The organism is Sphingomonas sp. F9_3S_D5_B_2 (genome assembly GCF_054263715.1).
In genome coordinates this window covers 194,933-220,021 of sequence record NZ_JBSZFB010000001.1, presented here as the reverse complement: position 1 = coordinate 220,021, position 25,089 = coordinate 194,933, and the positions used below count along the sequence as shown (strand labels likewise).

Genomic DNA, 25,089 nt, shown 5'->3' with positions numbered 1-25,089 from the left:
GTTGCGACGGCCGCGATCAGCGGCGGCGGCCCTGGTGGCGGATGTTCGCCGGCCGGCCGCGGCGTCCCGTGCTGCGGACGCGGTCACCCCGCGGAGCAGCCGAGGCGCCCCCATAGCTGCCCTCGGGCAGCTCGAAACGGAGCGATCCAGACACCGGATTGGCTTCGGCGAGCCGCAGCGTCAGCCGCTGTCCCATCCGATAGGTGTCGCCGCTGTCCTCGCCCACCAGCGCCTTTGCTGCCTCGTCGTAGCGGAAATATTCTCGCCCGAGGTCTTTCGCCAGCACCAGGCCGTCGCCGCCCAGATCCTCGACCGTCGCGAAGAAGCCGAACGGCTGGACGCCGCTGATCCGGCATTTGACGAGCTGGCCGACCTGGTCGGCAAGGAAAGCCGCGACGTAGCGGTCGACGGTATCGCGCTCGGCCTCCATGGCGCGGCGCTCGAGCATCGAGATCTGCTCGCCGATCTTCTCAAACCGCTCGTCCTCTCCCGGCGGCAGGCCGCCTTCGCCCAGGCGATAAGCGCTGACTAGCGATCGATGCACGAGAAGGTCGGCGTAGCGGCGGATCGGCGAGGTGAAATGGGCGTAGGTGGCGAGCGCAAGCCCGAAGTGCCCCAGCCGCTCCGGCCCGTAGCGCGCCTGCATCTGCGTGCGCAGAAGCTGCTCCATGATTTCCTCGCGACCCTCGGCATCGCCGACCCGTTGGATGACGCGATTGAAGGTGCCGGGCTTGATCACCTGCCCCAGCGTGAACTCCACACCGAACGTCTTGAGGTAGTCCTTGAGCGCGACCAGCTTCTCGCGGCTCGGTGCCTCGTGGACGCGGTACATGACGGGCGCCTTCTTCGCTTCGAGCGCGCGCGCCGCCGCAACGTTGGCGGCGATCATAAAATCTTCGACCAGGCGATGCGCGTCGAGCCGGTCGCGCGGTGCAATCGACGTGATCCTCCCCTTTTCGTCGAGCACTACCCGCCGCTCCGGCAAGTCCAGCTCGAGCGGATCACGCTTTTGCCGCGCCGCGAACAGCGCCCGCCAGCAGCCCCACAGCGGCTTCAGCGATTTCTCGACCAGCGCGTGCGGCACGCGTCCTTCGACCGGCGGCATCGAGCAGGTGGGCGAGGACACCTCGATCCGCTCCTCACCCGCGGCGTCGATCGCTGCCTGCGCATCCTCGTAGGCGATATTGGCAGCGATCCGCACCCGCGCCCGACTGAAGCGCCAGCTCTTGATCTCGCCATGCTTGTCGATCTTGAGGTGGCAGGCCATCGCCGCGCGGTCCTCGCCTTCCTTCAGCGAGCAGATGTCGGCGGACAGTTCCTCGGGTAGCATCGGGACCACCCGATCAGGGAAATAAACGCTATTGCCCCGCGCCCGCGCTTCGCGGTCGAGCTCGGACCCGGGCCGCACGTAGAAGCTGACGTCGGCGATGGCGACGATCGCGTTCCAGCCCCCCTCCCCGTCCGGCTCTGCCCAGATCGCGTCATCGTGATCGCGCGCATCCACCGGGTCGATTGCGACGATCGGCAGGTGGGTCAGATCCTCGCGATCATCGCCCAACGGCTGCTTCGAAACGCGATGCGCTTCGTCGATCGCCTCCTGTGCGAATTCGTGGCGAAGGCCGTGCTTGTGGATCGCGATCAGACTGAAGCTGCGCGGGGCGAACGGATCGCCGAGCACCGCATCGACGCGGGCACTGACCCGCGGCGGCCGGCCGGTGACCTCGCACAGCACCAGGTCGCCGGGTTCGGCATCCTTGAGGTCGGCAATGAACAGCTCGCGCCGCTCGCGCTTGTCGACCGGCGACAGCCAGGAGCGCTCGCCATCTTTGCGGACCACGCCAAGCACCAGTTCGGCGGATCGAGCCAGCTTCTTGAGCGGGTGAGCGACCCAACTATCGCCTTTCTGCTCGGTTCGCGCGAGCACCCGGTCGCCGATTCCGAGCACCGACTTCCTGCCGCGCTCCTGCAGGCGGACGCGCGGCGGCGGGGTCTCGGCGTGCCACTCCTCCGGTACCGCGAAGACGCTGCCATTGTCGTCGACGTGGGCGACCCTTAGCACCGTGACCTTCGGCACACCGCCCGACTGGTGGAATGCGCGGCCGGGCGAGCTGTCGATCAGCCCTTCGTCGGCCATGTCCTTGAGCAGGCGCTTCAGCTCGATCTTGTCCTGACCAGAAAGCCCGAACGCCCGCGCGATCTCGCGCTTGCCGGCCGGCTGGTCCGACGAGGCGATGAAATCGAGGATCTGCTTGCGGCTGGGGAGGCGGGCTGCGCGGGTACGGGGCATCAGAAGGTCACAAAGTTCACGTTAGATGAGGTCAGGCTGGCGGCCAGCCGCGCCCAGGTGAGACCGCCCCGAAATCCAATCGGGTGCTCAGCTTGTGACCTTTGCATGACCGAGGTGTCCGCGATGCTCATCGGCCCGCCTGTATTAGGTGCGGCGCTTGTAGGACAGGTACCATCAACGCAGCTGGCTATTCTTGCTGCCGCGCCGATTTATGGTCGAGTGGACCACGGCCTTGTCGCGCTCGGACTGGCAGGCGACGCAGGTGCGGACGCCGGGCAACGCCTCGCGCCGCTTGTTCGGGATCGGCTCGCCGCAGTCGTCGCATTCGTCGGCACTGTCGCCCTGAGGCGTCAGGGCACGGGCGCGGAGGACCGCGTCCTTCACCGTGTCGTCGATCTGGTCCTGCACCGCGCCGTCGCGCGTCCATCCGCCAGCCATTACTGCTCCTCTCGGACGCCTAACGCCCGAGGCGCATTATGGCTTCTTGGCCGGTGCAACGTAGGGCTTGAACGCGCCGCCCGGCACCGCCGAGGCGACCGGGCTCTCGAATCCGTCCTTGCTCACCGAGGAGACGCCGAACACCCAATCGTCGACTCTCACGTGGGGTAGGACGACTGCGCAGTCGAATGGATCGGGTTCGGCGTCTCGATCCCAATCATTGTAGCAAAACACACCCGCGCGAGGACCGTCATTGATTAGCCGACCAGTCGCCGGAACGACCTTGCTGTATTGCCAATTCGCCGCATCGGTCCTTCGCCACCTAACCACATAGCTTCCAATGTAACGAGCATCCAATTTTGGTGTCGACCATTTAACTGCCGTGTCCGTGCTGACCGCTCCCTCGACCCTCGGCGCCGGCGGTGGCGGGGCGCTGGCGATAGCGGCCAATGCAGCGACGTTGAGCTTGGTCATCTTGGCGAGGTACGGGAAGTCGACGTGGTCGATGGTGTCGCCGTAGCGGACGCCATTCTCGGTGCGCAGGTCCTGGTGCTGCCAATTGTAGTTCTCGACCGCGACGCTGATGCGGGCGGCGGGGTAGCCGAGTTCGAGGAACGGAATGTGGTCGCCGCCGCGGCCGAAGCGGTCGGTGCGCCAGATCTGGCGGACGTCGAGGCCAATGTTGAGCCGGTCGGCGAGGCTGTCGAGGAAGCGCGAGATGTTGCGCGACGGCGCGTCATTCTCGCCGCCCAGGCTGTGGGTTGCCGCTGCAAGAGCCTCCTGCCCTTGCGAGCGCGGACCCTCGGACAGGACGCGGGCGTGCGTGGAGTCGCAGACGCCGTCCGACGAGCAGCTGTTGCCGACGATGTCGTTGTTGAGGACGGTGACGACGTTCCAGCCCTGGGCTTTCGCATAGTCGGCGAGGACCTTGCCGCCGTAGAGCCCCTGCTCCTCTCCCGAGAGCGCCGCATAGACGATGGTGCCGGGGAACCTGTGCTTCGAGAGCACCCGCGCCGCTTCCAGCACTGCGGCGACGCCGGATCCGTCGTCGTTGGCGCCCGGAGCGTCGGAGGTGACGTTCATGACGTCCGTCACGCGGCTGTCGATGTGACCCTGGATGATGACGACGTCATTCGGCCGCTCGGTCCCGCGCTGGATCGCGACCATGTCGCGGACTCGGGTGGGCGTGGGGATGCGGGATCCGGTGAAGGTCTGGGCCGGATCGACGATCGTCAGGCAATTGCCGCATATCACCGAGTCCCGCTGAAATTCGCCGCGAGTCCATTCGAGCGCCGCGCCGATGCCGCGCTTGGGATCGGTCTGCGATGACAGCGTGTGCCGCGTGCCGAAGCTGACCAGGGTCGCGATCGTGTGCCGAAGTTGTGCCTGGCTGACCGCGGCGACGATCGAACGCAACTTGGCATCCGGCGAAGGGGGCGCTCCGGCGCCGATGAGGGCGACGCTCGACAAGACGAGTGCAAATGTACGCATCAGGGACTCCTATGCCGCCGCCGCTTAGCGCGGCTCGGCACGAGTGCCGAGAGCCATTTGCGTGCCGTCCAACAACCGCTACTTTCGCGATCATATTCGGAGGGGACTCGTCACATGCGTTACACTCAGGCTCTGCTGCTGCTCGGATCGAGCGCGTTCGCGTCGGCGACCTTGGCGGCCCCCGCAGTGCCGCCAATCCTGACCGGTGCGCCAAGCGCGGCGGCCATCAACCAGCGCTGCAACATGTTCGTCCGCCAGAGCACGGCGATGCGCACGGCCCTTGAGAAGTCCGCAAAAACCGGAACGGTTGAAACCACGCTTGCTGCATACGATCGCCTGAGCGAGTTGATCGGCGACGGCGCCGGGGAAGCCGGCTTCTACCGCGAGGTCTCGCCGACCGCGGCGAGCCGCACGGCGGGACAGAATTGCGAAGAACGGATGTCCAGCGAGTCGACGAAGCTGTCGCTCTCCCGCCCGATCTACGAGCGGCTGAAGGCGATCAAGGTCGCGGACAGCGACGCCGCGACCCAGCTTTATCTCACGCGCACCCTCGGCAGCTTCGAGCGCGCCGGCATCGGGCTCGACGCGGCAGGCCGCGCGAAGGCGCAGGCGCTCTCCGACCAGGCCGCGAAGCTCAGCAGCGCCTTCGAAGCCAACATCCCCAAGGGCCAGCGGACGATCACGGTGACGCCTGCCGAACTGGAAGGCCTGCCTGAAGATTTCATCGCTTCCCACAAAGCCGGGGCCGACGGGAAGATCACGCTGCGCACCGACAGCACGGACTACGTGCCGGTGATGACTTATGCGAAGAGCGGCGATCTGCGGCGCCGCTTCCAGAAGGAATATTCCCTTCGCGCCTACCCGGACAACGATCCGGTGCTTCGGGACATGATCAACACGCGCGGCGAGCTCGCGAGGCTGGTTGGCCGCCCCGACTACGCGACGCTCAACTTCGAAGACCGGATGCTGAATACGCCCAACAAGGTGCAGTCGCTGATGAACGACATGGCGGCGGCAGCGAAGCCCGCGGCCGACCGCGACTACGCCAAGAAGCTCGCGCTCCTGCGGCAGACGGATCCGTCCGCGACGAAGCTTGAAGTATGGGACAACAACTATGTTGGCCGCCTCGTCCAGAAGCAGTCCTACGGGTACGACCGGCAGGAAGCCCGCAAGTATTTCGCTTACGACAACGTGCGGGACGGCATCCTCAAGCTCACCGAGGACATGTTCGGCGTCGACATTCGGCCCTGGAACACGCCCAAGTGGGACAAGCTCGTCGAAGCCTACGAAATGTACGATCATGGCAAACTTATCGGCCGCTTCTACTTCGACTCGCATCCTCGGCCAGGCAAATACGAGCACGCCAACGCCGTTCCTCTACGCGCTGGCGTGCGCGGCCAGGTACCCGTCGCGGCCTTGGTGATGAACCTTCCGGCAGGCGGCCACGCGACCGGCCTGATGGAGCACCAGGACGTCGTCACCTTCCTCCACGAATACGGGCACCTGCTGCACAACATCTTCGGCGGCCAGAACCAGCGCTGGGCCGGCCAGAGCGGCGTCGCCACCGAATGGGACTTCGTCGAAGCGCCGTCGCAAATGCTGGAGAACTGGGTCTACGATTACGACGTGCTGAAGGGCTTCGCAGTGGACGCGTCGGGCAAGACGATCCCGCGGGACCTCGTCGATAAGATGAACCGGGCGCGCTACTTCAGCATCGGCATGGACGACATGCGCCAGCTCGGCCTGTCGAACATATCGCTGCAATACTATCTGCGCGCGGCACCTGCCGATCTCGGCGCCGCGGCCCGCGCCTATGACGCAAAGTACGACACGCTTCCGCAGCCGCCCTACTCACAGTTCCAGGACAGCTTCCCGCACCTCGCGGGCTACGGTGCGGCTTATTACACCTACCGCTGGTCGATCGTGATCGCCGACGACCTGTTCACGCAGTTCCAGTCCAAGGGACTGCTCGATCGCGCGACGGCCGATCGCTATCGGCGGGTCGTGCTTGCACCAGGCGGCACGAAGCCGGCGGCCGAGCTCGTATCCGAGTTCCTCGGCCGGCCAATCAGCCTGGATGCGTACAGGGCGAAGATGGAAAAGGACCAGTAGGCGAGCTGGCGCGGCGGACGGGGCTGCGCCAACTTGTTCTTTGCCTCGCTGCGGGTTTAGGGGAGCCGCAACCCCTGACAGCAGATTTGAGGACGCGTACCATGCTTCGCAGCATCGACCATTTCATCGGCGGCTCCAGCTTCGCTTCGGGCGAGCGGCAGGGTGAGGTGTTCGACCCCAACCAAGGGCAGGTCCAGGCGCAGGTGCGCCTCGGCACCGCTGACGATTTGCAGAAGGCTGTCGACGCAGCAAAGGCCGCGCAGCCCGCCTGGGCCGCGACCAATCCGCAGCGCCGCGCCCGCGTCATGTTCAAGTTCAAGGAACTGGTCGAAGCACACATGGACGAGCTCGCCGAGCTGCTCTCCTCAGAGCACGGCAAGGTGCTCGCCGACTCCCGCGGGGACGTGCAGCGCGGCCTCGAGGTGATCGAATATGCCTGCGGCATCCCGCAAGCGCTGAAGGGCGAATATACGATGGGCGCGGGGCCCGGCATCGACGTCTATTCCGCCCGCCAGCCGCTCGGCATCGGCGCCGGCATCACGCCGTTCAACTTCCCGGCGATGATCCCGATGTGGATGTTCGGCATGGCGATCGCCTGCGGCAACGCCTTCGTGCTGAAGCCCTCCGAGCGCGATCCAAGCGTTCCCATTCGCCTTGCCGAAATGATGACCGAAGCCGGGCTGCCCGACGGCATCCTCAACGTCATCCACGGCGACAAGGAGATGGTCGACGCCATCCTCGACCATCCGGAGATCGCAGCCGTCAGCTTCGTCGGCTCGTCGGACATCGCCCAGTATATCTACTCGCGCGGCACCGCGAACGGGAAGCGGGTGCAGGCGTTCGGGGGCGCCAAGAACCACGGCATCGTCATGCCCGATGCCGACCTCGACCAGGTGGTCAACGATCTCACCGGCGCCGCGTTTGGCTCTGCCGGCGAGCGCTGCATGGCCCTGCCGGTCGTCGTGCCGGTCGGTGACAAGACCGCCGATGCGCTCCGGCAGAAACTAATCCCCGCGATCGAAGCGCTGCGCGTGGGCGTCTCGACGGACCCGGAGGCGCACTATGGCCCGGTGGTCAGTTCGGCCCACCGCCAGCGCATCGAGCAGTACATCCAGATGTGCATCGACGAAGGCGGCGAGCTCGTCGTCGACGGCCGCGGCTTCAAGCTGCAGGGCCACGAAGAAGGCTTTTTCATCGGCCCCACCTTCTTCGACCACGTGAAGCCCAGCATGAAGAGCTACCAGGACGAGATCTTCGGTCCGGTCCTGCAGATGGTCCGCGCTGCCGACTTCGAGGAAGCGGTCCGCCTTCCCTCCGAGCATGAGTATGGCAATGGCGTCGCGATCTTCACGCGCAATGGCCACGCCGCCCGCGAGTTCACTGCCCGCGTCAACGTCGGCATGGTCGGCGTGAATGTGCCGATCCCCGTCCCCGTCTCCTACCACAGCTTCGGCGGCTGGAAGCGTTCGGGCTTCGGCGACATCGGCCAGTACGGGCAGGAGGGACTGCGTTTCTGGACCAAGTCGAAGGTGGTCACGCAGCGGTGGCCGGACGGCAGCGTCACCGGCGAGAACGCCTTCGTGATTCCCACGATGGGATGATCCGGGGACGTACAAAGGGATACGGCTGTGCGTTCAGCGCGTTAGACAGCCGTGAACCGCCTTCCCTATGCCCTGCTCGCCTGCGCTGCCGTCTCTGCCTGCAGTGCTCCCGGACCCGTGGCCAAAGACGCCAGGAACACCGTCGCCCTGAGCACGACGAACGCGCCTGCACCCTCGGCAAACGCCAGCGGCGGACCGCCGACGAACCAGGCCGACGTCCAGGCTGCTCCAGCCGGCACCACAGCGCAGGCCTCGTCGGCCCTGCCGGCGGCGATGCGCGGTCGCTGGGGCCTCACTCCCATGGACTGCACGTCCACGAACGGGGATGCCAAGGGGCGGCTGGAAATCGGTCCCAACGAGCTCCGGTTCTATGAATCGCGGGCCGTTCCGACGAGCGACGTGCACTTCGAACCGACGTCTGCGGCAGGCACCTTCAACTTCACGGGCGAAGGGCAGACCTGGACAAAATATGAGGCCCTCAAGCTTCAGCGCGACCTTCTCATTCGAACCGAGTCCAACCCAACGGCGAGTTTCACCTATGCGAAATGCTCCTAAGGCCCTGATTGCACTGCTCGGCGTCTGCGCCCTTGCTGCCTGCAGCAAGAGCGACCCGCAGCAGAATGCGGGTGACAACATGGCGATCGGCGGCAATGAAACGGCCGCCCCTGCCCAGATCGAGGCCCTGCCGTCCGACGAAAGCAGCGCGACGCCGTCCAACCAGCTCGTCAACGGCGACGACAACCCGGACGTGAACGACCTCGGGACCGGCAATTCCGAATAGGAGCGCAGCGCGATGAAGCTCTATTACGCACCCGGCGCCTGCTCACAGGCGCCGCACATCCTGCTCCATGAGATCGGGTTGAATCATGATGCGGAACGGGTCGACCTTCGCGCGAAGCAGCTTGAGGACGGCAGCGACTATCTCAAGGTGAACTCGAAAGGCGCAGTTCCCGCGCTCGAGCTCGACAGTGGCGAGGTGCTGACCGAGAACGCCGTTATCCTGCAATATCTTGGCGACCGCACGAATTGGCCCGAAGTGCTCCCGCCGCTTGGCGACTTCCGCCGCTATCGCGTGCTTGAGATGGTAAACTTTATCACCACCGAGCTGCACAAGCGCTTCGGCATCCTGTTCAACCCGAACGCGGGGGAAGATACCCGCAACCTCGTCATCGGCGAGCTCGAAAAGAAGCTTGCCTACATCGACGGCCAACTCGGGGAGGGCCCCTTCCTGTTCGGCGAGCAACTGACGCTGCCGGACCCTTACCTGTTCGTGATCTCCCGCTGGGCGGAAAAGATGCTTGGCGGCCTCGATCGCTGGCCCAACCTCAAGGCGTTCAACCAGCGGATGACCGCGCGCGACTCAGTGCGCAACGTCCTCCGCTTCGAGGGATTGCTTGAGGACGAAACGGCGGGCTAGAGCGCCCGCTCAATGACCCAGTTCGATCTCACCGACGACCAGCTCCAGATCCAGGAGATGGCACGCAAGTTCACCGCCGACGCCATCACGCCATTCGCGGCTGAATGGGACGAGAAGCACACCTTCCCGCGCGACACGATCCGCGAGGCAGCGGAGCTGGGCTTCGGCGCCATTTACGTCTCCGAAGAGAGCGGCGGCATCGGCCTCGGGCGCCTGGAGGCGGCGCTGATTATGGAGGCGATGGCCTACGGCTGCCCCTCGACCAGCGCGTTCATCTCGATCCACAACATGGCGAGCTGGATGATCGACCGCTTCGGGTCGAATGAAGTGAAGCAGAAGTACCTGCCGTCCATGATCACGATGGAGCGTATGGGCAGCTACTGCCTCACCGAGCCCTCCTCCGGATCGGACGCGGCGGCGCTGAAGACCAAGGCTGTGGTCGATGGCGATCATTACGTGGTCTCCGGCTCCAAGGCCTTCATCTCCGGCGGCGGCGAGAACGAGGTCTACGTGACGATGGTCCGGACCGGCGAGGAAGGGCCGAAGGGCATCAGCTGCCTGGTCATCGAAAAGGACATGCCGGGCGTCAGCTTCGGAGCCCAGGAAAAGAAGCTCGGCTGGCACTCGCAACCGACGGCCCAGGTCAATTTCGACGAGGTCCGCGTTCCCGTTGCGAACCGCGTCGGCGCGGAGGGCGAAGGCTTTCGCATTGCCATGATGGGCCTCGACGGCGGCCGCATCAACATCGGCGCCTGCTCGCTCGGCGGCGCCCAGCGGTGCCTCGACGAGGCGGTGAACTACACCAAGGAGCGCAAGCAGTTCGGAACGCCGATCGCCGACTTCCAGGCGACCCAGTTCACGCTCGCCGACATGGAAACCGAGCTGCAAGCCGCCCGCTATCTACTCTACGTCGCCGCGGCCAAGGTCACGGCGAACGCGCCTGACAAGACGCGGTTCGCGGCGATGGCCAAGCGCCTTGCGACGGACACCGGCTCGTCGGTGGTCGACCGCGCGCTGCAGCTCCATGGCGGCTACGGCTATCTCCAGGATTACCCGATCGAGCGGTTCTGGCGTGACCTCCGCGTCCACTCGATCCTGGAAGGCACCAACCAGATCATGCGCGTCATCGTCAGCCGCGACCTCCTCCGCCAGTGAGCGACGATGTTCTGATCAGTGTCGAGCGGCGTGTCGGGCGAATTCGCCTCAACCGACCGAAGGCGATCCATGCCCTGACCACGCAGATGTGCGAGATGATCAGCGAAGCGCTTCTGCGCTGGCGCGATGATCCCGGCGTGCAGGTCGTCGTCATCGATCACGCGGAGGGCCGCGGCTTCTGCGCCGGCGGCGACGTCGTCATGCTGGCGCGCAGCGGCAACGAGGACGGCGAGGAAGCCAAGCGGTTCTTCTTCGCCGAATACCGCCTCAATCACCTGCTCTTTGCTTACCCGAAGCCGACCATCGCCATCATGGACGGGATCACGATGGGCGGTGGCGTCGGCATCTCGCAGCCGTGCGATTTCCGCATCGCGACCGAGAACACGCGCCTGGCGATGCCGGAGACCGGCATCGGCCTGTTCCCCGACGTCGGCGGCGGCTGGTATCTTTCGCGGCTGCCCGGCCGTGTCGGGCAGTTCATGGCGCTGACCGGCGCCCGCCTCGACGGCGCCGAGTGCCGCTACCTCAACTTGGCGACCCACTATCTCGAGCAGGCGAGCCTGGGCGATCTCCTCGAGCGCATCGTCAAGGCGCCGTCCCGCGCCAAGGGTGCCGTCGGGGCCGCGTCCAGCACGGCGCCGGAACCCAAGATCGAGCAGAACCTGCCGCAGATCACCAGGCTGTTCGCCTCCGACCGGCTGGAGGACGTGCTTGCTGCTCTCGAGGCGGAGGAAAGCGACTGGGCGCAGAGCGAGCTTGCGACCTTGCGGTCGAAGAGCCCGCTGTCCTGCAAGGTCTCGCTCCGGCTGCTCGCCGAAGGCGCGGATCGCGCCAGCTTCGCGGACGAGATGCGAGCGGAATACGCTCTCGCCGGTCGGGTGGTGCGCACGCATGACTTCCGCGAGGGTGTCCGCGCGCTTCTGATCGACAAGGACAACCAGCCGCAGTGGGAGCCCGCAACGCCCGAGGAGGTCACGGCCGAGATGCTCGACGTGCTCTTTGCGCCGCTCCCCGACAGTGAAGCCTGGACGCCATTCCCGGAGGCGCAAGCATGAGCGAGTACAACACGATCCTGGTCGAGCAGCGCGGCGCCGTGACGCTCGTTACCTTGAACCGCCCGCAGGCGCTCAACGCCCTGAACAGTGAGGTCCTGAAGGACCTTATCGCTGCATTCTCCGCCTATGACGCCGATCCCGCCCAGCGTTGCCTCGTTCTGACCGGCTCCGAAAAGGCGTTCGCTGCCGGAGCCGACATCAAGGAAATGCAGCAGCAGCTTTTCGCCGACATGTACTCCTCGGACTTTTTTGCCGGCTGGGAAAAGGTCACTGCCACCCGCAAGCCGTGGATTGCGGCCGTGTCCGGGTACGCGCTTGGTGGTGGCTGCGAAGTGGCGATGATGGCCGACTTCATCATTGCGGCCGACACCGCCAAGTTCGGCCAGCCGGAGATTAAGCTCGGCGTCACGCCCGGCATGGGCGGCTCGCAGCGGATCGCCCACGCACTCGGCAAGGCGAAGGCAATGGAGATGTGCCTCACCGGCCGAATGATGGACGCTGCGGAAGCGGAGCGGTCCGGATTGGTCGCCAAGGTCGTTCCCGCCGATCAGTTGCTCGCCGAAGCGCTGAAGACCGCCGAGCAGATCGCCGCGATGCCGCCGCTCGCTGCAGTCGCGGTCAAGGAGATGGTGAATGCCGCGTTTGAAATTCCGCTCGGCCAGGGCATCCGTTTCGAGCGCCGGCTGTTTCATGGACTGTTTGGCACCGAGGACCAGAAGGAAGGTATGAGCGCCTTCGTCGAGAAGCGCCCGGGCAACTGGAAGGGTCGGTAAATGGCGCGTATCGCATTCATCGGTTTGGGCCACATGGGCGGCGGCATGGCGCCGAACCTCGCCAAGGCCGGCCACGAGGTCCGCGCCTTCGATCTCAGCGAGCAGGCGCTCAGCCGCGCCGTCGAACGCGGCTGTACTGCCGCTGGTTCTGCCGATGACGCCTGCAAGGACGCCGAAGCGGTCATCACCATGCTCCCGGCCGCGCAACACGTGCTGGACGTCTACCGCAAGCAGGTCTTCACGAATGCGCCAAAGTCGGCGCTGCTGATCGACTGTTCGACCATCGACGTAGCGTCTGCAAAGACCGTCGAGGACGAGGCCGCTTTCGCCGGTTTCACCATGCTGGATGCGCCGGTCTCCGGAGGCATTGCGGCCGCCGAGGGCGGAAAGCTCACCTTCATGGTAGGCGGGTCAGCCGAAGCGTTCGAACGTGGACGACCGATCCTCGAACCGATGGCTCAGGCCGTGATCCACGCCGGTGCGTCCGGCTCCGGCCAGGCCGCCAAGATCTGCAACAACATGATCCTCGGCGCGACGATGGCCGCCACCTGCGAAGCCTTCGTGCTGGCGCAAAAGCTCGGCCTCGATCTCCAGACCTTCTTCGAGATATCGTCGAAGGCCTCTGGGCAGAGCTGGTCGATGACGAGCTATTGCCCCGTCCCGGGCGTCGGGCCGGAAACCCCCGCGGACCGCGGCTACGAAGGCGGCTTCGCTGCAGCGTTGATGCTCAAGGACCTCAAGCTGGCGATGGAGGCAGCAACCCAGGCCGGCGCCTACACGCCCATGGGCGCCGAGGCTGAAGAGCTGTACCAGCGCTTCGTCGACCAGGGCGGCGGCGGCAAGGACTTTTCAGGCCTCATCAAGTTGATCGACAACAGCTGGGTTCCGCCCGCAAAGTAAGGAGTGAGCATGCGTACTGCACTGTTTGCGATGACGATCTTACCCGCGCTGCTGAGCGCATGCGGAGGCCCGCAGACGAGCCAGGCCAACAACACGCAGGCCAACATGGGAGCTTCGGCGTCACCGCCGGCCACCGCCGCTGCAAGCTCGGTCCAGGTCTCGACCACTCCGGTCGACAAGGACGCTGCCAGCCAGCTGATGCACCAGCGTCACGAGGCGATGGAACAGCTCGGCAAGGCCTCCAAGTCGATCAAGCGCTCGCTTGCGGCGACTCCGATCAACCTGACGGAGATCCAGCAGGCCGCCCCGCCGATCTTCGACACAACGGCCGCAAAAATCGTCACCTGGTTCCCCGCCGGGACGGGTCCTGACGTGGGCAAGACTGGAGCCAAGCCGGACATCTGGAAGAACCCGCAGGACTTCGCGCAGAAGGCGCAGGATTATGAGGCCGCCGCGAAGAAGTTCGGCGACTCCCTGCGGACGTTCAAACCGGACGAGATGAAGGCCAGCTTCGCCAGTCTCCAGAACAGCTGCAAGGCTTGCCACGACAAGTATCGCGCCGAGATGAAGCACTGAGTTCCGAAGGCGGCGCCGAGCAGCCGGTCTGGGACCTGCCGATCCGGCTCGTGCACTGGCTGCTCGGCGCGCTGATCGCGTTCAGCTGGTGGTCGGTCGAATACAACCATACCGCCTGGCACATATGGTCCGGCTGCGCGATCCTGACCTTGCTGATCTTCCGGCTGCTGTGGGGAATGTTCGGCAGTTCGACGGCGCGATTCACGGGCTTCGTTCGTGGGCCCGCAGCCATTCGCGAATATTTGCAGGGCCGCTGGACCGGCATTGGGCACAACCCGCTCGGCGCGCTCAGCGTTCTCGCACTGCTGGGTGATACGGCGCTGCAGGTCGCGCTGGGTCTCGTCGCGCAGGATGAAGACGGCATCTACGCCGGCCCATTGAGCGGGCTCGTAAGTTCCGACACGTCGGACACGGCGCGGGCCATCCACGAGGTCAACTTCTACATCCTTCTCGCGCTGATTGCCCTGCACGTGGCGGCGATCCTGTTCTACCGGCTTCGGGGCCACCACCTCTTGAAAGGAATGTTGACCGGCAAGTCGGCACTCGTGCCCGGCAGCGCACCGATGAAGCCGGGGAAATGGTGGGTTGCCCTGCTCTGCCTGGCCGCTGCTTTCGCTGTCACCCGCTGGATCATCGCCGAGGGCCCTCCGCTCGGTTCTTGATCGCAACCGGCGGGAGGGCCACATGCCACACCATGCTGATCCGCACCGAACAGACGCCCAACCCGGCAACACGCAAGTTCCTCCCCGGCCAACCCGTGATGGACTCCGGCACCCGCGACTTCGCCGACGAGGAATCCGCCCAGGCATCGCCACTTGCGTCGGCCCTCTTCTCCAGCGGGCTCGTCGAGGGCGTGTTCTTCGGCCGCGACTTCGTTTCCGTGACTGCCGCACCCGGCGTTTCGTGGAGCGACCTTGAGCCGCTCGTCCTCGAGACCTTGCTGGACCATTTCGTCAGCGGCGCGCCGCTGTTCGCGCCGGGGAGCGCCGGTGGCATCCATGTGGCAGATGACAATGCCGTTGAGGAAAGCGTCGAGGACGCAGACGTCATCGACCAGATCAAGGAGCTGATCGAGACGCGCGTCCGGCCGGCGGTCGCTCAGGACGGCGGCGACATCGTCTACAAGGGGTACCGCGACGGGCGGCTCTACCTGTCGATGCACGGCGCCTGTGCGGGCTGCCCATCCTCGACGGTCACGCTCAAGCGCGGGATCGAGGGCCTGATCCGCCACTATGTGCCCGAAGTGGAATCCGTCGAGGCGGTCTGAGCTCTCGGGGGTTGCGACCTCGCGCCGGTTGTGCCCACTATCGCCTATGCTCCTGGCGTTCGACACCTCGACCGCAGCCTGCACCGCCGCTTTGTTCGACGGCTCCGGCGCATGCCTGGACCGCAGGGATGAGCTAATCGGTCGCGGCCATGCCGAGCGGCTGGTCCCGATGATCGCCGAAATGCTCGCCGGCCGCACCGCTGACCGCGTGCTCGTTGGTGTGGGACCCGGCAGTTTCACCGGCATCCGCGTCGCCATCGCCGCAGCGCATGGCCTCTCGATCGGCTGGGATGCCGAGCTTGCCGGCATGTCATCTCTGGCGCTGATCGCCGCGGGGACCCGAACGCCAGGCGAGGTTGGAATCGCGCTAGCCGGCGGTCACGGCGAACTGTTCGTCCAGCAGTTTACCGCCGGAACTCGCGACCCCAGAGGCCCTGTCGCAAACCTCCGGCCAGCCGACGCTGCGTCGACGATCACCGCCGAACTCGTCGTCGGATCGGGAGCGCGGTTGCTCGTAGAAGCCCGCGGCTGGGGTGAGGCGCTGGAGACGTTGCCGTCGGCCTCCGAGGCTGTCGGCATTCCCGAACATCTGCGCACACTGCCGGCCAAGCCCATCTATGCGCGCCTTCCCGACGCCCGGGCCAAGGCCGCCTGATGGCAACCGCGATGGAGAGACAGGTGTCGATCGAGCGCGGAACCGCGGACGATCTCGATTCCGTGATGGTCGTCATGGAGCATGCCTTCGGAACAGCCTACGGCGAAGCCTGGACTCGCTCGCAATGCGCGGGGATCCTGCCGATGACCGGCGTGTCCCTCCGCCTCGCGCGCGACGAGCACTCCGGGCGGCCGCTCGGTTTCTCTCTCGCGCGAAGTGTCGCCGACGAAACGGAGCTCCTGCTCATTGCAGTCGACCCAGATCACCAGCGCCGCGGCATCGGCCGATTGCTGCTCCACGACTTCGTGGACCAGGCTCGGCTTCAGGGGAGCTGTAAAGCGCATCTGGAGGTTCGGGACGGAAACGATGCAATGACGATGTATCGCGATGCAGGTTTCGAACCGGTAGGAAGAAGGCGCAAATATTACCACGCCCCCGACGGCACTGCCTTCGACGCACTTACGTTCATGAGAAACGTTTAACTTCAAGCCAGCGCCGTCTAGCAGCAGTCGCTATTGCCGCCTGTCTTTGCCTATCCTATGCGATGGGGAGTGCAGTAATTCCTGCGCTCATCTTGCTCGGAACAGGATAGAAAAATGGTCGACCAAAATGGTGCCGAAGACACGTTGTTGACGCTCACTGCCGACATCGTCGCTGCGCACGTCAGCAACAATAGCGTCTCCGTCAACGACATCCCCAACCTCATCCAGAACGTGCACGCCGCCCTGAGTGGCATATCGGGGACTGTATCCGCTCCAGAAGCGAAGCCGGAGCCGAAGGTTGCGGTGCGCTCGTCGGTGAAACCCGATTACATCGTCTGTCTGGAAGATGGGAAGCGCCTCAAGATGCTCAAGCGGCACTTGATGACTCACTACAATCTCACGCCCGACCAGTATCGGCAGCGCTGGGGTCTTGCCGCCGATTACCCGATGGTCGCGCCCAACTACGCGGAGCAGCGCCGGACGCTCGCCAAGTCGATCGGCCTCGGCACCAAGCGCAAGCGGACTCGCGCTTCGTCGAAGTAAAAATCGTCTCTCGGGGGCCGCAGGTTGAAGGTTCGCCTTTGACCCCGCCCCCGACGATGCTTACCTTCTCGTCATGAGCCGCACGATCGACATCGAAGCGCTGTGCGCTGACAAGGGTTTGCGGATCACCGAGCAGCGCAAGATCATCGCGCGGGTGCTCGGCGACAGCGAAGATCATCCTGACGTCGAGACCCTGCACACGCGGGCTGCTGCGATCGACCCCAACATCTCCATCGCGACAGTCTACCGCACGGTTCGGCTGTTCGAAGACGCCGGCATTCTCGAGCGGCACGAGTTCGGCGACGGCCGCGCCCGCTACGAAGCCGTTTCGGACAACCACCATGACCACTTGATCGATGTCGAGACCGGCAAGGTCATCGAGTTCATCGACGATGAGCTTGAGGCACTGCAGAAGCGGATCGCGGAAAAGCTGGGCTTCCGCCTCGTCGACCATCGCATGGAGCTGTACGGCGTCGCCCTCAATCGCGACCGCTAGCGGCGCTGATGTGCGGCTTACCCCGCGCGCAGCCCTGCGCGTCGCCGCGCTCCTGCTGCTGTTCGCCGTCCTTGCCCCCATCCACATTGGCACGAAGCTTCTGTTCCGGCGATCGGGCTGGCCGCCGCGCTTCCTGGCCGCCGCAGCATGGATTGTCGGCGCACGGGTCAGGGTCATCGGGAGGCCAGCGCGGCCGCACAGCCTCATCGTCGCCAATCACATCAGCTGGCTCGACATCCTCGTCCTCGGCGGCGCGACAGGCTGCGCTTTCGTCTCCAAGGACCAGCTCGGCCATTCACTCGTGCACTGGCTGGCCGACCAGAACCACACGATCTACGTCAACCGCAGCGCCCGGCGACAGGTCGGCGAGCAGACAGCGGCGCTGACCTCCGCGCTCGAACGAGGCGAGATCGTCGCCTTCTTCCCGGAAGGAACCGTGGGACCTGGCGACCGGCTGCTCCCATTCCGGTCGCCACTGTTTGCCGCTGCAGTCGACGGTGACAGGCGGTTCGAAGTGCGCCCTGTGGCAATCGACTATGGCGCTGCCAAGACCGGAATCAGCTGGTTCGAGGAGCCGGGCAAGAACAACATCCTGCGCGTGCTCGGCCGGCGCGGGACGTTGCCGGTCATCGTTCGCCTGCTCGACCCGCTCCGGCCCGGAGACCGCAAGCAGCTTGCGGCGGCGGCAAGCGAGCGGATCGCCGAAGCACTCGGCTTCAAGTCGCCGGCGCACTCGCCTATAGGCGTGCACCAATGACTCCCAAGACCTTCAAGATCAAAAGCTTCGGCTGCCAGATGAACGTCTATGACGGCGAACGGATGGCCGAGCTTCTGCGCGCCAACGGCATGAGCACGGCCGCCGCGGCGGACGACGCCGACCTGGTCGTCCTCAACACCTGTCACATCCGGGAGAAAGCCGCGGAGAAGGCCTATTCGGACGTTGGCCGCGTGCGCCGCGAGGACGGCACCAAGCCGATGGTGGCGCTCGCCGGTTGCGTCGCCCAGGCCGAAGGGAGCGAAGCAAAGCGCCGCTCCTCGCTGATCGACATCGTCGTCGGACCGCAGGCTTATCACCGACTGCCCGAGATGATCGCTCAAGCCTCAGGCGGCGCCCGTCCGGTGGATACCGACATGCCGGCCACGGCCAAGTTCGATGCACTCCCCGCGCGTCGCCGGGCAGCGCCTAGCGCCTTCCTCACCGTCCAGGAAGGCTGCGACAAGTTCTGCACCTATTGTGTCGTGCCCTACACGCGCGGCGCCGAGATTTCCCGCCACTGGGAGCCCATCGTCGCCGAAGCGCACGAGCTGATCGAGGGAGGCGCGCGCGAGATCGTCCTTCTCGGCCAGAACGTGAATGCGTGGAGCGACGGGGACCGCACCCTTGCAGACCTGATCCGCACGCTGGGGCGCATCGAGGGCGTCGAGCGGATCCGCTATACGACGAGCCATCCGATGAACATGGGCGACGATCTGATCGCCGCTCACGCCGACGTTCCCGAGCTGATGCCGTATCTCCACCTGCCGGTGCAGTCTGGAAGCAACCGCGTTCTGAAGTTGATGAACCGCAGCCACACTGCCGAGACGTATCTCGCGATCCTCGAGAAGATGCGCGCTGCCCGGCCGGACATTGCCTTGTCCGGTGACTTCATCGTCGGCTTCCCGGGCGAGACCGAAAAAGATTTCGAAGCAACGCTGCGCCTCGTCGATCAAGTCGGCTACGCTGCCGCCTATTCGTTCAAGTACAGCCCGCGGCCGGGAACCCCCGCCGCAGCGATGGAGGATCAAATCCCGCGCGAAATCATGGAGGAGCGGCTGCAGCGACTGCAGGACCGGATCAATGACCACCAACTCGCGTTCAACCGCTCGACCGTGGGCATCGACACAAAAGTCCTGATCGAGCGCAAAGGCAGGCACGAGGGGCAGATGATCGGCCGCTCGCCCTGGCTCCAGTCCGTTCACGTGGAAACAACGGCGCGGCCCGGCGAGATCATAGACGTCAAACTCCTCTCCGCCGGACCCAACAGCATGGCCGGCAGCGTCGTCGACCAACGCGTCATGAGCTTCATCGAAGGGGTTGCCGCCTGATGCCTCCGCGCCGCGACCTCGCCGCCGTTCCGGACCGCGCTCGCCTCGAGCTGGAGTTCGACCAGCCGTACCTGCTCGGCCCGCTGTTCGGCGACTACGACCGCCATCTCATCACCATCGAGCAGCGGCTGGGCGTCCACATCGCCGCCCGCGGCAACCGTGTGCAGATCGAGGGAGAAGCCGACTCCGCCGCGCGCGCGCGCGACGTCCTGATCGGGCTCTACAACCGCCTGGACCAGGGTCACGACGTCGATGCTGGTGCGGTTGAAGCCGTGCTCGGCATGGCCGCGCAACCGAACCTCGAAGGGATCGTCCAAGAGGAAGTCACCTCCGCGCCGCGCGTCATGATCCGCACGCGCAAGAAGACGATCGTCCCGCGCACGGCCGTCCAGACGAGCTACATGGAAGCCCTCGCCCGCGACGAAATGATCTTCGCCCTCGGACCCGCGGGCACGGGCAAGACATACCTCGCCGTCGCCCAGGCCGTGTCGCAGCTGATCAGCGGCAGCGTCGACCGCCTCATCCTCTCCCGCCCGGCGGTCGAAGCGGGCGAGCGCCTCGGCTTCCTTCCCGGCGACATGAAGGAGAAGGTCGATCCCTATCTCCGCCCGCTCTACGACGCGCTGTACGACATGCTTCCGACGGAGCAGGTCGAGCGCCGCATCGCGTCCGGCGAGATCGAGATTGCGCCGATTGCCTTCATGCGCGGCCGAACGCTCAACGACGCCTTCATTATCCTCGACGAGGCGCAGAACACCACGCCGCTGCAGATGAAGATGTTCCTGACCCGGTTCGGGATGCGCAGCCGGATGGTGATCTGCGGCGACCCGTATCAGGTCGATCTGCCCGATCCATCGAAGTCCGGCTTGGCGGACGCGGTCAATCGGCTCACCGGCATCAAGAGCATCGCGACGGTCCGCTTCACCGCCGCCGATGTCGTCCGCCATCCGCTCGTCGGCCGGATCGTCGATGCCTATGAAGGTCCCAACGCGTGATGCTCGAGATCGCCATCGAAGCCGATGAGGAGTGGGACAGTAGCAGCGACTGGGACGCGCTCGTGCGCCGTGCCGCTGAAGCGGCCGTGGCCGAAAGCGCGTTCCCCCAGCTTGCGACCGCAGCACGGGACGTGGAACTTTCCGTCCGGCTAACCAGCGATACAGAGGTTCGGACGCTCAACGAGTTATGGCGCGGAAAGGATCGTCCGACGAACGTGCTTTCCTTCCCGATGCTCGAACCAGCTGAGTTTCAGAATGCAAGTGTTGCCGGACCAGAACTGTTGCTTGGTGATATCGTCCTGGCGCGCGACGTCTGCGTGTCGGAAGCCGAGGACAAGGGCATCCAGGTCGAGGAACATGCGGCGCATCTGATCGTCCACGGGACGCTCCATCTGCTCGGCTATGATCATCACGACGATGGTGAGGCCGCCGATATGGAGGCGCGCGAAGTGCGGGCGCTTCAGCGGATCGGCATCGGCAACCCCTACGAAGTCGCCGCCTGATGGCCACCCGCCACGACGAGGAAGGCGGCTCCCGCCTTTGGCGCGGAATGCGCCACCTGATTTTCGGCGACGACGCCGAACCGACACTCCGCGACCAGATCGAGGAAGCGATCGAGGAAGCCGAAGACGCGCGCCCCGTCGCTGGCGACCTGACGCCGTCGGAGCGGCAGATGCTGCGCAACTTGCTGCATTTCGGCGACCAGACGGCGGGTGATATCTGCGTCACCCGCGGCGACATCATGGCCGTGCCGTCCACGATCAGCTTCGAAGCGCTGGTGAACGCATTCGTCGATGCCGGTCACAGCCGCCTGCCGGTGTTCGGCGACAGCCTCGACGAAGTGATCGGCATGATTCACGTCAAGGACGTCTTCATGGCCAGCGTCGACACGGCGCGCGACCGCTCGATTGCAGCCCTGATGCGCGAGCCGCTGTTCGTGCCCGAATCGATGGGCGTCATCGAGTTGCTCGCCCGCATGCGCACGCAGCGCACCCACCTCGCGATCGTCGTCGACGAGTTCGGCGGCACGGAAGGCCTTGTTACGATCGAGGACGTTGTCGAGGAGATCGTGGGCGAAATCGAGGATGAGCATGACGAGGCGGAAGCCGGCCTGCTCACCGCTCTGGAGGACGGTGTCTGGGAAGCGGACGCCCGGCTGGAACTGGAGGATCTCCAGCAGGCAGTGGACCCGCGCCTGACGGCGGAGGACGACGAGATCGACACGCTAGGCGGCCTCGCCTTCGTACTCGCCGGCCGGATCCTCAATCCTGGCGAGTCCGTCTCCCACCCGTCCGGGTGGCGCCTGGAATGCGTCGACGCCGACGCCCGCCGCATCAAGCGCGTCCGTCTTCACGCCCCTGAAAGCGCGCCGGAGGCCGACTAGTTCTTCGCGAACAGCTTGGCGGGGTCGGCCATCGCCTTGAATTCGAGCGCATTGCCGGCAGGGTCGAGCAGGAACATCGTCGCCTGCTCGCCAGGCCCGCCGGCGAACCGCACGGTCGGCGCAATCACGAATTCCACGCCCGCGCCCTGCAGTCGTTCCGCAAGCGTCCGCCACTGCTCCATCGCAAGCACCAGGCCGAAGTGCGGCACAGGGACATCATCGCCGTCGACCGGGTTCGTCGCCTGCGACCGTACCGCGTGCGGTGCGAGGTGAGCGACGATCTGGTGGCCATACAGGTCGAAGTCGACCCAGTGGTCGGCACTGCGTCCCTCGGCACAGCCCAGGACCTCGCCGTAGAAGCGCCGCGCCGCCGCCAGATCATCGACCGGAAACGCAAGGTGGAAGGGCGGCATGTTCATGGCCCATCACTGATGCGAGCGAAGGCGACTGTCCAGCACCGGCACAGCAACAAAATCGCTGTCGCATCTGACGGGATTTGGGGCATGGGCGCCGCGATGACGCTTGTTTCGCTTTTGCCGGTGCGCTCCGCCCCGCTGGACGTCGCGCGTGGCCGCGCGGGCTCGTAGGCGTAATATGAGGTATCCGGCGTTTCTGGCACTGTTTATTGGCGCCGCCTCCGCCTTCGCCTTCGCGCCAACGGGCTTGTGGCCGCTGATGCCGCTGGCGCTTGCGCTCCTGTGCGAGCTGACCTGGCGATCAAACAACCTTCGCCAGGCGCTTGCGGTTGGCTGGGCGTTCGGAGTGGGCCAGTTTGCCGTCGGGCTGAACTGGATCCAGTTTGCCTTCACCTTTCAGGACAAGATGCCGCACTGGCTCGGCTACGTCGCCGTCGTCCTGCTGTCGCTATACCTCGCGGTGTATCCCGCCATCGCCACCGGCGTGGCCTGGCGCTTCAAGGGCGAGCGTCCGCTTGCGCTCGTGCTGGCAGTAGGCGGCGCCTGGCCGATCACCGAATGGCTGCGGGCGACGATGTTCACCGGCTTCGCCTGGAATCCACTTGGCGTGGTCCTCGACGACACGCATCTGCTGCACACCGCAGCCTTCATCGGCACCTATGGCCTGTCAGCACTGGTGGCGTTCGCAGGCGGGATGCTGTGGCTGTTCGCCCGCCGACAATGGAAGCAGGGCGGAGGAATTCTTGCCGTCATCGTCCTCCTCCATTTCCTTCCGCAGGTCACGCTTGCTCGTCCGACGGGCAGGCAGGTGCGCGTGGTGCAGCCGAACATCGGCCAGCAGGACAAATGGACGCCGGGCTTCGGCGATATCGCCGCGAGGCGTCTTGCCGGGCTCTCCTCTGCTCCAGGCGGTGAACACCCCCGCCTGCTGTTCTGGCCGGAAGCGGCGGTCACCGAGCCACTCGAAGACGGACGGACCGATCAGCACCAGGCATTCGCGAACTTTGAACGCACCCGCGCCGCGACCCTGGTGGGTCCCGGCGAATATCTCCTCACGGGCGGAATCGCTGTGTTCTCCCGCGACGGCATGTTCGTCGACGGGGCAGCGAACAGCGTTTTCGTTCTCGCATCCGGCGGTCGAGCCGTTGCCCGCTACGACAAGGCCCACCTCGTCCCCTACGGCGAGTACCTGCCGATGCGGCCGCTGCTATCGGCGATCGGGCTGTCCCGCCTGGCCCCCGGCGACGTCGACTTCACCGCCGGTCCGGGACCCCGGACCGTGGCAATTCCGGGCTGGGGCAAGGTTGGCTTCCAGCTCTGTTACGAGATCATCTTCTCGGGCGAAGTCGTCGACCGACGCGACCGGCCGGATTTCATCTTCAACCCGTCCAACGATGCCTGGTTCGGGCGCTGGGGTCCCCCGCAGCACCTCGCGCAGGCCCGGCTCCGCGCTGCCGAGGAAGGCATTCCGGTCATCCGCTCGACGCCGACCGGGATCAGCGCCGTTGTCGATGCACGTGGCGAAGTCGTGAAGTCCGTGCCGTGGCGCCAGGCAGGGCTCATCGACGCAGCGCTCCCGCCGCCGGCGGACAGCGCCACGCTGTTCGGCCGCTTCGGCAACATCATCCCGCACTTGATCGGCTTTGCGCTCCTTATCGGCGGCATTGTGCTTGGACGGAGCCGACGCTAGAGCAACATATAAAGACTTCTTTATATCCTTATAATCCGAGGGCCCGCTTTCGATCATGCGCAACTCTTATCTGTTCACATCCGAGTCCGTTTCCGAAGGCCACCCCGACAAGGTCGCCGATCAGATTTCCGACGCGATCGTCGATCTGTTCCTGGCCAAGGACCCGGAGGCTCGCGTCGCATGCGAGACGATGACGACGACCAACACCGTTGTCCTCGCGGGTGAAATCCGAGGCCAGGGCATCATGGACACCGACGGCAACTGGGCGCCTGGCGTGCTCGATGAAGTTGAAAGCACCGTCCGCCAGACGGTGAAGCGCATCGGCTACGAGCAGTCCGGCTTCCACTGGAACACCTTCCGCTTCGAGAACAACCTGCACCCGCAGTCCGCCCACATCGCGCAGGGCGTCGACGCCGGCGAGAACAAGGACGAGGGCGCCGGCGACCAGGGCATTATGTTCGGCTTCGCATGTGACGAGACCCCGGACCTAATGCCGGCCACGCTCGACTACAGCCACAAGATCCTCGCCGAGATGGCGGCGGACCGCCACGCCGGCCGCGCCCCGTTCCTGGAGCCGGACGCCAAGAGCCAGGTCACTCTTCGCTTCGAAGAGGGTAAACCTGCAAAGGCCACCGCCATCGTCGTGTCGACCCAGCACAAGCCGGGCTACGACCGCGGGGAGAAGCAGGCCGAGCTCCACGCGTACGTGAAGTCGGTGGTCGCGCGCGTTCTTCCGACCGAACTGCTCGGCAACGAGACCGTCTATCACATCAACCCGACCGGCAGCTTCGAGATCGGCGGGCCGGACGGCGATGCGGGCTTGACCGGCCGCAAGATCATCGTCGACACCTACGGCGGCGCAGCACCGCACGGCGGCGGCGCCTTCTCGGGCAAGGACCCGACCAAGGTCGACCGGTCCGCCGCTTATGCAGCGCGGTACCTAGCCAAGAACATCGTCGCAGCCGGTCTCGCCAAGCGCTGCACGATCCAGCTCGCCTATGCGATCGGCGTGCCCGAGCCGCTGTCACTGTATGTCGACACGCACGGCACCGGCACGGTCGAGGACGCGAAGCTCGAGGACGCGATCCGGAGTATCGGCAAGCTCGGGCGCCTGACTCCGCGCGGCATCCGCACGCACCTTGGCCTCAACAAGCCGATTTACCAGGCGACGGCCGCCTACGGCCACTTCGGCCGCAGCGCGGAAGGCGACCACTTCCCGTGGGAGCGGCTCGATCTCGTCGAGGATCTCAGGGCCGGGACTGTCGCCTAGC

At 65.5% G+C, this 25,089-nt stretch carries 27 protein-coding genes; 23 read left to right on the top strand and 4 right to left on the bottom strand.

The annotated features are described in order from the left end of the window. Positions 1-16: 16 nt before the first annotated feature. The 3 genes from rnr to ACUXST_RS01040 all read right to left on the bottom strand — a co-directional run bounded on the left by rnr (position 17) and on the right by ACUXST_RS01040 (position 4,216). Positions 17-2,287, bottom strand: a complete 2,271-nt coding sequence (gene rnr, locus ACUXST_RS01050; protein WP_458388101.1) for a ribonuclease R — start codon at positions 2,285-2,287, stop codon at positions 17-19. 174 nt (positions 2,288-2,461) lie between these two features. Beyond that, the gene (locus ACUXST_RS01045) at positions 2,462-2,725 is read right to left on the bottom strand and encodes a DksA/TraR family C4-type zinc finger protein (protein WP_458388100.1); all 264 of its coding nucleotides are present in this window, start codon (positions 2,723-2,725) and stop codon (positions 2,462-2,464) included. 36 nt (positions 2,726-2,761) lie between these two features. Further along, the gene (locus ACUXST_RS01040; RefSeq protein WP_458388099.1) at positions 2,762-4,216 is read right to left on the bottom strand and encodes a M20/M25/M40 family metallo-hydrolase; all 1,455 of its coding nucleotides are present in this window, start codon (positions 4,214-4,216) and stop codon (positions 2,762-2,764) included. Positions 4,217-4,330: 114 nt separating this feature from the next. Here ACUXST_RS01040 and ACUXST_RS01035 point away from each other — a divergent pair, with 114 nt between their 5' ends. The 21 genes from ACUXST_RS01035 (at position 4,331) to ACUXST_RS00935 (ending at position 21,712) form a co-directional block, all read left to right on the top strand. Then, complete coding sequence (locus ACUXST_RS01035) at positions 4,331-6,328, top strand: M3 family metallopeptidase (protein WP_458388098.1); 1,998 nt, start codon at positions 4,331-4,333, stop codon at positions 6,326-6,328. Between the two features lie 101 nt (positions 6,329-6,429). Then, on the top strand, positions 6,430-7,929 hold the full coding sequence (locus ACUXST_RS01030) for a CoA-acylating methylmalonate-semialdehyde dehydrogenase (RefSeq protein ID WP_458388097.1): 1,500 nt from the start codon (positions 6,430-6,432) through the stop codon (positions 7,927-7,929). 117 nt (positions 7,930-8,046) lie between these two features. Beyond that, positions 8,047-8,484 carry a hypothetical protein gene (locus tag ACUXST_RS01025; protein WP_458388096.1) on the top strand — a complete coding sequence of 146 codons (438 nt, stop codon included), beginning with the start codon at positions 8,047-8,049 and terminating at the stop codon, positions 8,482-8,484. Then, complete coding sequence (locus tag ACUXST_RS01020; RefSeq protein ID WP_458388095.1) at positions 8,468-8,710, top strand: hypothetical protein; 243 nt, start codon at positions 8,468-8,470, stop codon at positions 8,708-8,710. The genes ACUXST_RS01025 and ACUXST_RS01020 overlap by 17 nt, the downstream gene beginning before the upstream one ends. A gap of 12 nt (positions 8,711-8,722) precedes the next feature. Beyond that, complete coding sequence (gene gstA, locus ACUXST_RS01015) at positions 8,723-9,346, top strand: glutathione transferase GstA (RefSeq protein ID WP_458388094.1); 624 nt, start codon at positions 8,723-8,725, stop codon at positions 9,344-9,346. A 12-nt stretch (positions 9,347-9,358) separates the two neighbouring features. Next, positions 9,359-10,501 carry an acyl-CoA dehydrogenase family protein gene (locus ACUXST_RS01010; protein ID WP_458388093.1) on the top strand — a complete coding sequence of 381 codons (1,143 nt, stop codon included), beginning with the start codon at positions 9,359-9,361 and terminating at the stop codon, positions 10,499-10,501. Next, a complete protein-coding gene (locus ACUXST_RS01005) occupies positions 10,498-11,556 on the top strand; it encodes an enoyl-CoA hydratase/isomerase family protein (RefSeq protein ID WP_458388092.1) in 1,059 nt (352 codons plus the stop codon). Before ACUXST_RS01010 ends, ACUXST_RS01005 begins: the two co-directional genes overlap by 4 nt. Continuing rightward, a complete protein-coding gene (locus tag ACUXST_RS01000) occupies positions 11,553-12,329 on the top strand; it encodes an enoyl-CoA hydratase (RefSeq protein WP_458388091.1) in 777 nt (258 codons plus the stop codon). Before ACUXST_RS01005 ends, ACUXST_RS01000 begins: the two co-directional genes overlap by 4 nt. Then, a complete protein-coding gene (gene mmsB, locus ACUXST_RS00995; RefSeq protein ID WP_458388090.1) occupies positions 12,330-13,229 on the top strand; it encodes a 3-hydroxyisobutyrate dehydrogenase in 900 nt (299 codons plus the stop codon). A gap of 9 nt (positions 13,230-13,238) precedes the next feature. Then, complete coding sequence (locus ACUXST_RS00990) at positions 13,239-13,805, top strand: c-type cytochrome (RefSeq protein WP_458388089.1); 567 nt, start codon at positions 13,239-13,241, stop codon at positions 13,803-13,805. Continuing rightward, positions 13,769-14,467, top strand: coding sequence for a cytochrome b/b6 domain-containing protein (locus ACUXST_RS00985; protein WP_458388088.1), 699 nt, complete (start codon positions 13,769-13,771; stop codon positions 14,465-14,467). Before ACUXST_RS00990 ends, ACUXST_RS00985 begins: the two co-directional genes overlap by 37 nt. A 32-nt stretch (positions 14,468-14,499) precedes the next feature. Beyond that, positions 14,500-15,072, top strand: coding sequence for a NifU family protein (locus ACUXST_RS00980; protein WP_458388087.1), 573 nt, complete (start codon positions 14,500-14,502; stop codon positions 15,070-15,072). A gap of 46 nt (positions 15,073-15,118) precedes the next feature. Then, the gene (gene tsaB / locus ACUXST_RS00975) at positions 15,119-15,727 is read left to right on the top strand and encodes a tRNA (adenosine(37)-N6)-threonylcarbamoyltransferase complex dimerization subunit type 1 TsaB (RefSeq protein WP_458388086.1); all 609 of its coding nucleotides are present in this window, start codon (positions 15,119-15,121) and stop codon (positions 15,725-15,727) included. Further along, a complete protein-coding gene (locus ACUXST_RS00970; RefSeq protein ID WP_458388085.1) occupies positions 15,727-16,209 on the top strand; it encodes a GNAT family N-acetyltransferase in 483 nt (160 codons plus the stop codon). Before tsaB ends, ACUXST_RS00970 begins: the two co-directional genes overlap by 1 nt. Before the next feature lie 114 nt (positions 16,210-16,323). Further along, a complete protein-coding gene (locus tag ACUXST_RS00965; protein ID WP_458388084.1) occupies positions 16,324-16,752 on the top strand; it encodes a MucR family transcriptional regulator in 429 nt (142 codons plus the stop codon). A gap of 73 nt (positions 16,753-16,825) precedes the next feature. Further along, positions 16,826-17,248: a Fur family transcriptional regulator gene (locus ACUXST_RS00960; RefSeq protein ID WP_458388083.1), complete on the top strand. Its 423-nt coding sequence runs from the start codon at positions 16,826-16,828 to the stop codon at positions 17,246-17,248. A 10-nt stretch (positions 17,249-17,258) separates the two neighbouring features. After that, on the top strand, positions 17,259-18,005 hold the full coding sequence (locus ACUXST_RS00955) for a lysophospholipid acyltransferase family protein (protein WP_458388082.1): 747 nt from the start codon (positions 17,259-17,261) through the stop codon (positions 18,003-18,005). Further along, the gene (gene miaB / locus ACUXST_RS00950; RefSeq protein WP_458388081.1) at positions 18,002-19,333 is read left to right on the top strand and encodes a tRNA (N6-isopentenyl adenosine(37)-C2)-methylthiotransferase MiaB; all 1,332 of its coding nucleotides are present in this window, start codon (positions 18,002-18,004) and stop codon (positions 19,331-19,333) included. Before ACUXST_RS00955 ends, miaB begins: the two co-directional genes overlap by 4 nt. Then, positions 19,333-20,328, top strand: coding sequence for a PhoH family protein (locus ACUXST_RS00945; RefSeq protein ID WP_458388080.1), 996 nt, complete (start codon positions 19,333-19,335; stop codon positions 20,326-20,328). The genes miaB and ACUXST_RS00945 overlap by 1 nt, the downstream gene beginning before the upstream one ends. Further along, on the top strand, positions 20,328-20,831 hold the full coding sequence (ybeY, locus tag ACUXST_RS00940) for an rRNA maturation RNase YbeY (RefSeq protein ID WP_458388982.1): 504 nt from the start codon (positions 20,328-20,330) through the stop codon (positions 20,829-20,831). The genes ACUXST_RS00945 and ybeY overlap by 1 nt, the downstream gene beginning before the upstream one ends. Continuing rightward, on the top strand, positions 20,831-21,712 hold the full coding sequence (locus ACUXST_RS00935; protein WP_458388079.1) for a hemolysin family protein: 882 nt from the start codon (positions 20,831-20,833) through the stop codon (positions 21,710-21,712). Before ybeY ends, ACUXST_RS00935 begins: the two co-directional genes overlap by 1 nt. Here the strand turns inward: ACUXST_RS00935 and ACUXST_RS00930 are convergent. Further along, the gene (locus tag ACUXST_RS00930; protein ID WP_458388078.1) at positions 21,709-22,131 is read right to left on the bottom strand and encodes a VOC family protein; all 423 of its coding nucleotides are present in this window, start codon (positions 22,129-22,131) and stop codon (positions 21,709-21,711) included. The genes ACUXST_RS00935 and ACUXST_RS00930 overlap by 4 nt on opposite strands. 175 nt (positions 22,132-22,306) lie before the next feature. Here ACUXST_RS00930 and lnt point away from each other — a divergent pair, with 175 nt between their 5' ends. Next, positions 22,307-23,818: an apolipoprotein N-acyltransferase gene (lnt, locus tag ACUXST_RS00925; protein WP_458388077.1), complete on the top strand. Its 1,512-nt coding sequence runs from the start codon at positions 22,307-22,309 to the stop codon at positions 23,816-23,818. Positions 23,819-23,873: 55 nt separating this feature from the next. After that, positions 23,874-25,088: a methionine adenosyltransferase gene (gene metK, locus ACUXST_RS00920; RefSeq protein ID WP_458388076.1), complete on the top strand. Its 1,215-nt coding sequence runs from the start codon at positions 23,874-23,876 to the stop codon at positions 25,086-25,088. Position 25,089 lies beyond the last annotated feature (1 nt).

Excerpts from the sequence above, each read along its gene's own strand:
- rnr (WP_458388101.1), bottom strand. The coding sequence starts at position 2,287 with ATGCCCCGTACCCGCGCAGCCCGCCTCCCCAGCCGCAAGCAGATCCTC.
- ACUXST_RS01045 (WP_458388100.1), bottom strand. The coding sequence starts at position 2,725 with ATGGCTGGCGGATGGACGCGCGACGGCGCGGTGCAGGACCAGATCGAC.
- ACUXST_RS01040 (WP_458388099.1), bottom strand. The coding sequence starts at position 4,216 with ATGCGTACATTTGCACTCGTCTTGTCGAGCGTCGCCCTCATCGGCGCC.
- ACUXST_RS01035 (WP_458388098.1), top strand. The coding sequence starts at position 4,331 with ATGCGTTACACTCAGGCTCTGCTGCTGCTCGGATCGAGCGCGTTCGCG.
- ACUXST_RS01030 (WP_458388097.1), top strand. The coding sequence starts at position 6,430 with ATGCTTCGCAGCATCGACCATTTCATCGGCGGCTCCAGCTTCGCTTCG.
- ACUXST_RS01020 (WP_458388095.1), top strand. The coding sequence starts at position 8,468 with ATGCGAAATGCTCCTAAGGCCCTGATTGCACTGCTCGGCGTCTGCGCC.
- gstA (WP_458388094.1), top strand. The coding sequence starts at position 8,723 with ATGAAGCTCTATTACGCACCCGGCGCCTGCTCACAGGCGCCGCACATC.
- ACUXST_RS01010 (WP_458388093.1), top strand. The coding sequence starts at position 9,359 with ATGACCCAGTTCGATCTCACCGACGACCAGCTCCAGATCCAGGAGATG.
- ACUXST_RS01000 (WP_458388091.1), top strand. The coding sequence starts at position 11,553 with ATGAGCGAGTACAACACGATCCTGGTCGAGCAGCGCGGCGCCGTGACG.
- mmsB (WP_458388090.1), top strand. The coding sequence starts at position 12,330 with ATGGCGCGTATCGCATTCATCGGTTTGGGCCACATGGGCGGCGGCATG.
- ACUXST_RS00990 (WP_458388089.1), top strand. The coding sequence starts at position 13,239 with ATGCGTACTGCACTGTTTGCGATGACGATCTTACCCGCGCTGCTGAGC.
- ACUXST_RS00980 (WP_458388087.1), top strand. The coding sequence starts at position 14,500 with ATGCTGATCCGCACCGAACAGACGCCCAACCCGGCAACACGCAAGTTC.
- tsaB (WP_458388086.1), top strand. The coding sequence starts at position 15,119 with ATGCTCCTGGCGTTCGACACCTCGACCGCAGCCTGCACCGCCGCTTTG.
- ACUXST_RS00970 (WP_458388085.1), top strand. The coding sequence starts at position 15,727 with ATGGCAACCGCGATGGAGAGACAGGTGTCGATCGAGCGCGGAACCGCG.
- ACUXST_RS00965 (WP_458388084.1), top strand. The coding sequence starts at position 16,324 with ATGGTCGACCAAAATGGTGCCGAAGACACGTTGTTGACGCTCACTGCC.
- ACUXST_RS00960 (WP_458388083.1), top strand. The coding sequence starts at position 16,826 with ATGAGCCGCACGATCGACATCGAAGCGCTGTGCGCTGACAAGGGTTTG.
- miaB (WP_458388081.1), top strand. The coding sequence starts at position 18,002 with ATGACTCCCAAGACCTTCAAGATCAAAAGCTTCGGCTGCCAGATGAAC.
- ACUXST_RS00945 (WP_458388080.1), top strand. The coding sequence starts at position 19,333 with ATGCCTCCGCGCCGCGACCTCGCCGCCGTTCCGGACCGCGCTCGCCTC.
- ybeY (WP_458388982.1), top strand. The coding sequence starts at position 20,328 with ATGCTCGAGATCGCCATCGAAGCCGATGAGGAGTGGGACAGTAGCAGC.
- ACUXST_RS00935 (WP_458388079.1), top strand. The coding sequence starts at position 20,831 with ATGGCCACCCGCCACGACGAGGAAGGCGGCTCCCGCCTTTGGCGCGGA.
- ACUXST_RS00930 (WP_458388078.1), bottom strand. The coding sequence starts at position 22,131 with ATGAACATGCCGCCCTTCCACCTTGCGTTTCCGGTCGATGATCTGGCG.
- lnt (WP_458388077.1), top strand. The coding sequence starts at position 22,307 with ATGAGGTATCCGGCGTTTCTGGCACTGTTTATTGGCGCCGCCTCCGCC.
- metK (WP_458388076.1), top strand. The coding sequence starts at position 23,874 with ATGCGCAACTCTTATCTGTTCACATCCGAGTCCGTTTCCGAAGGCCAC.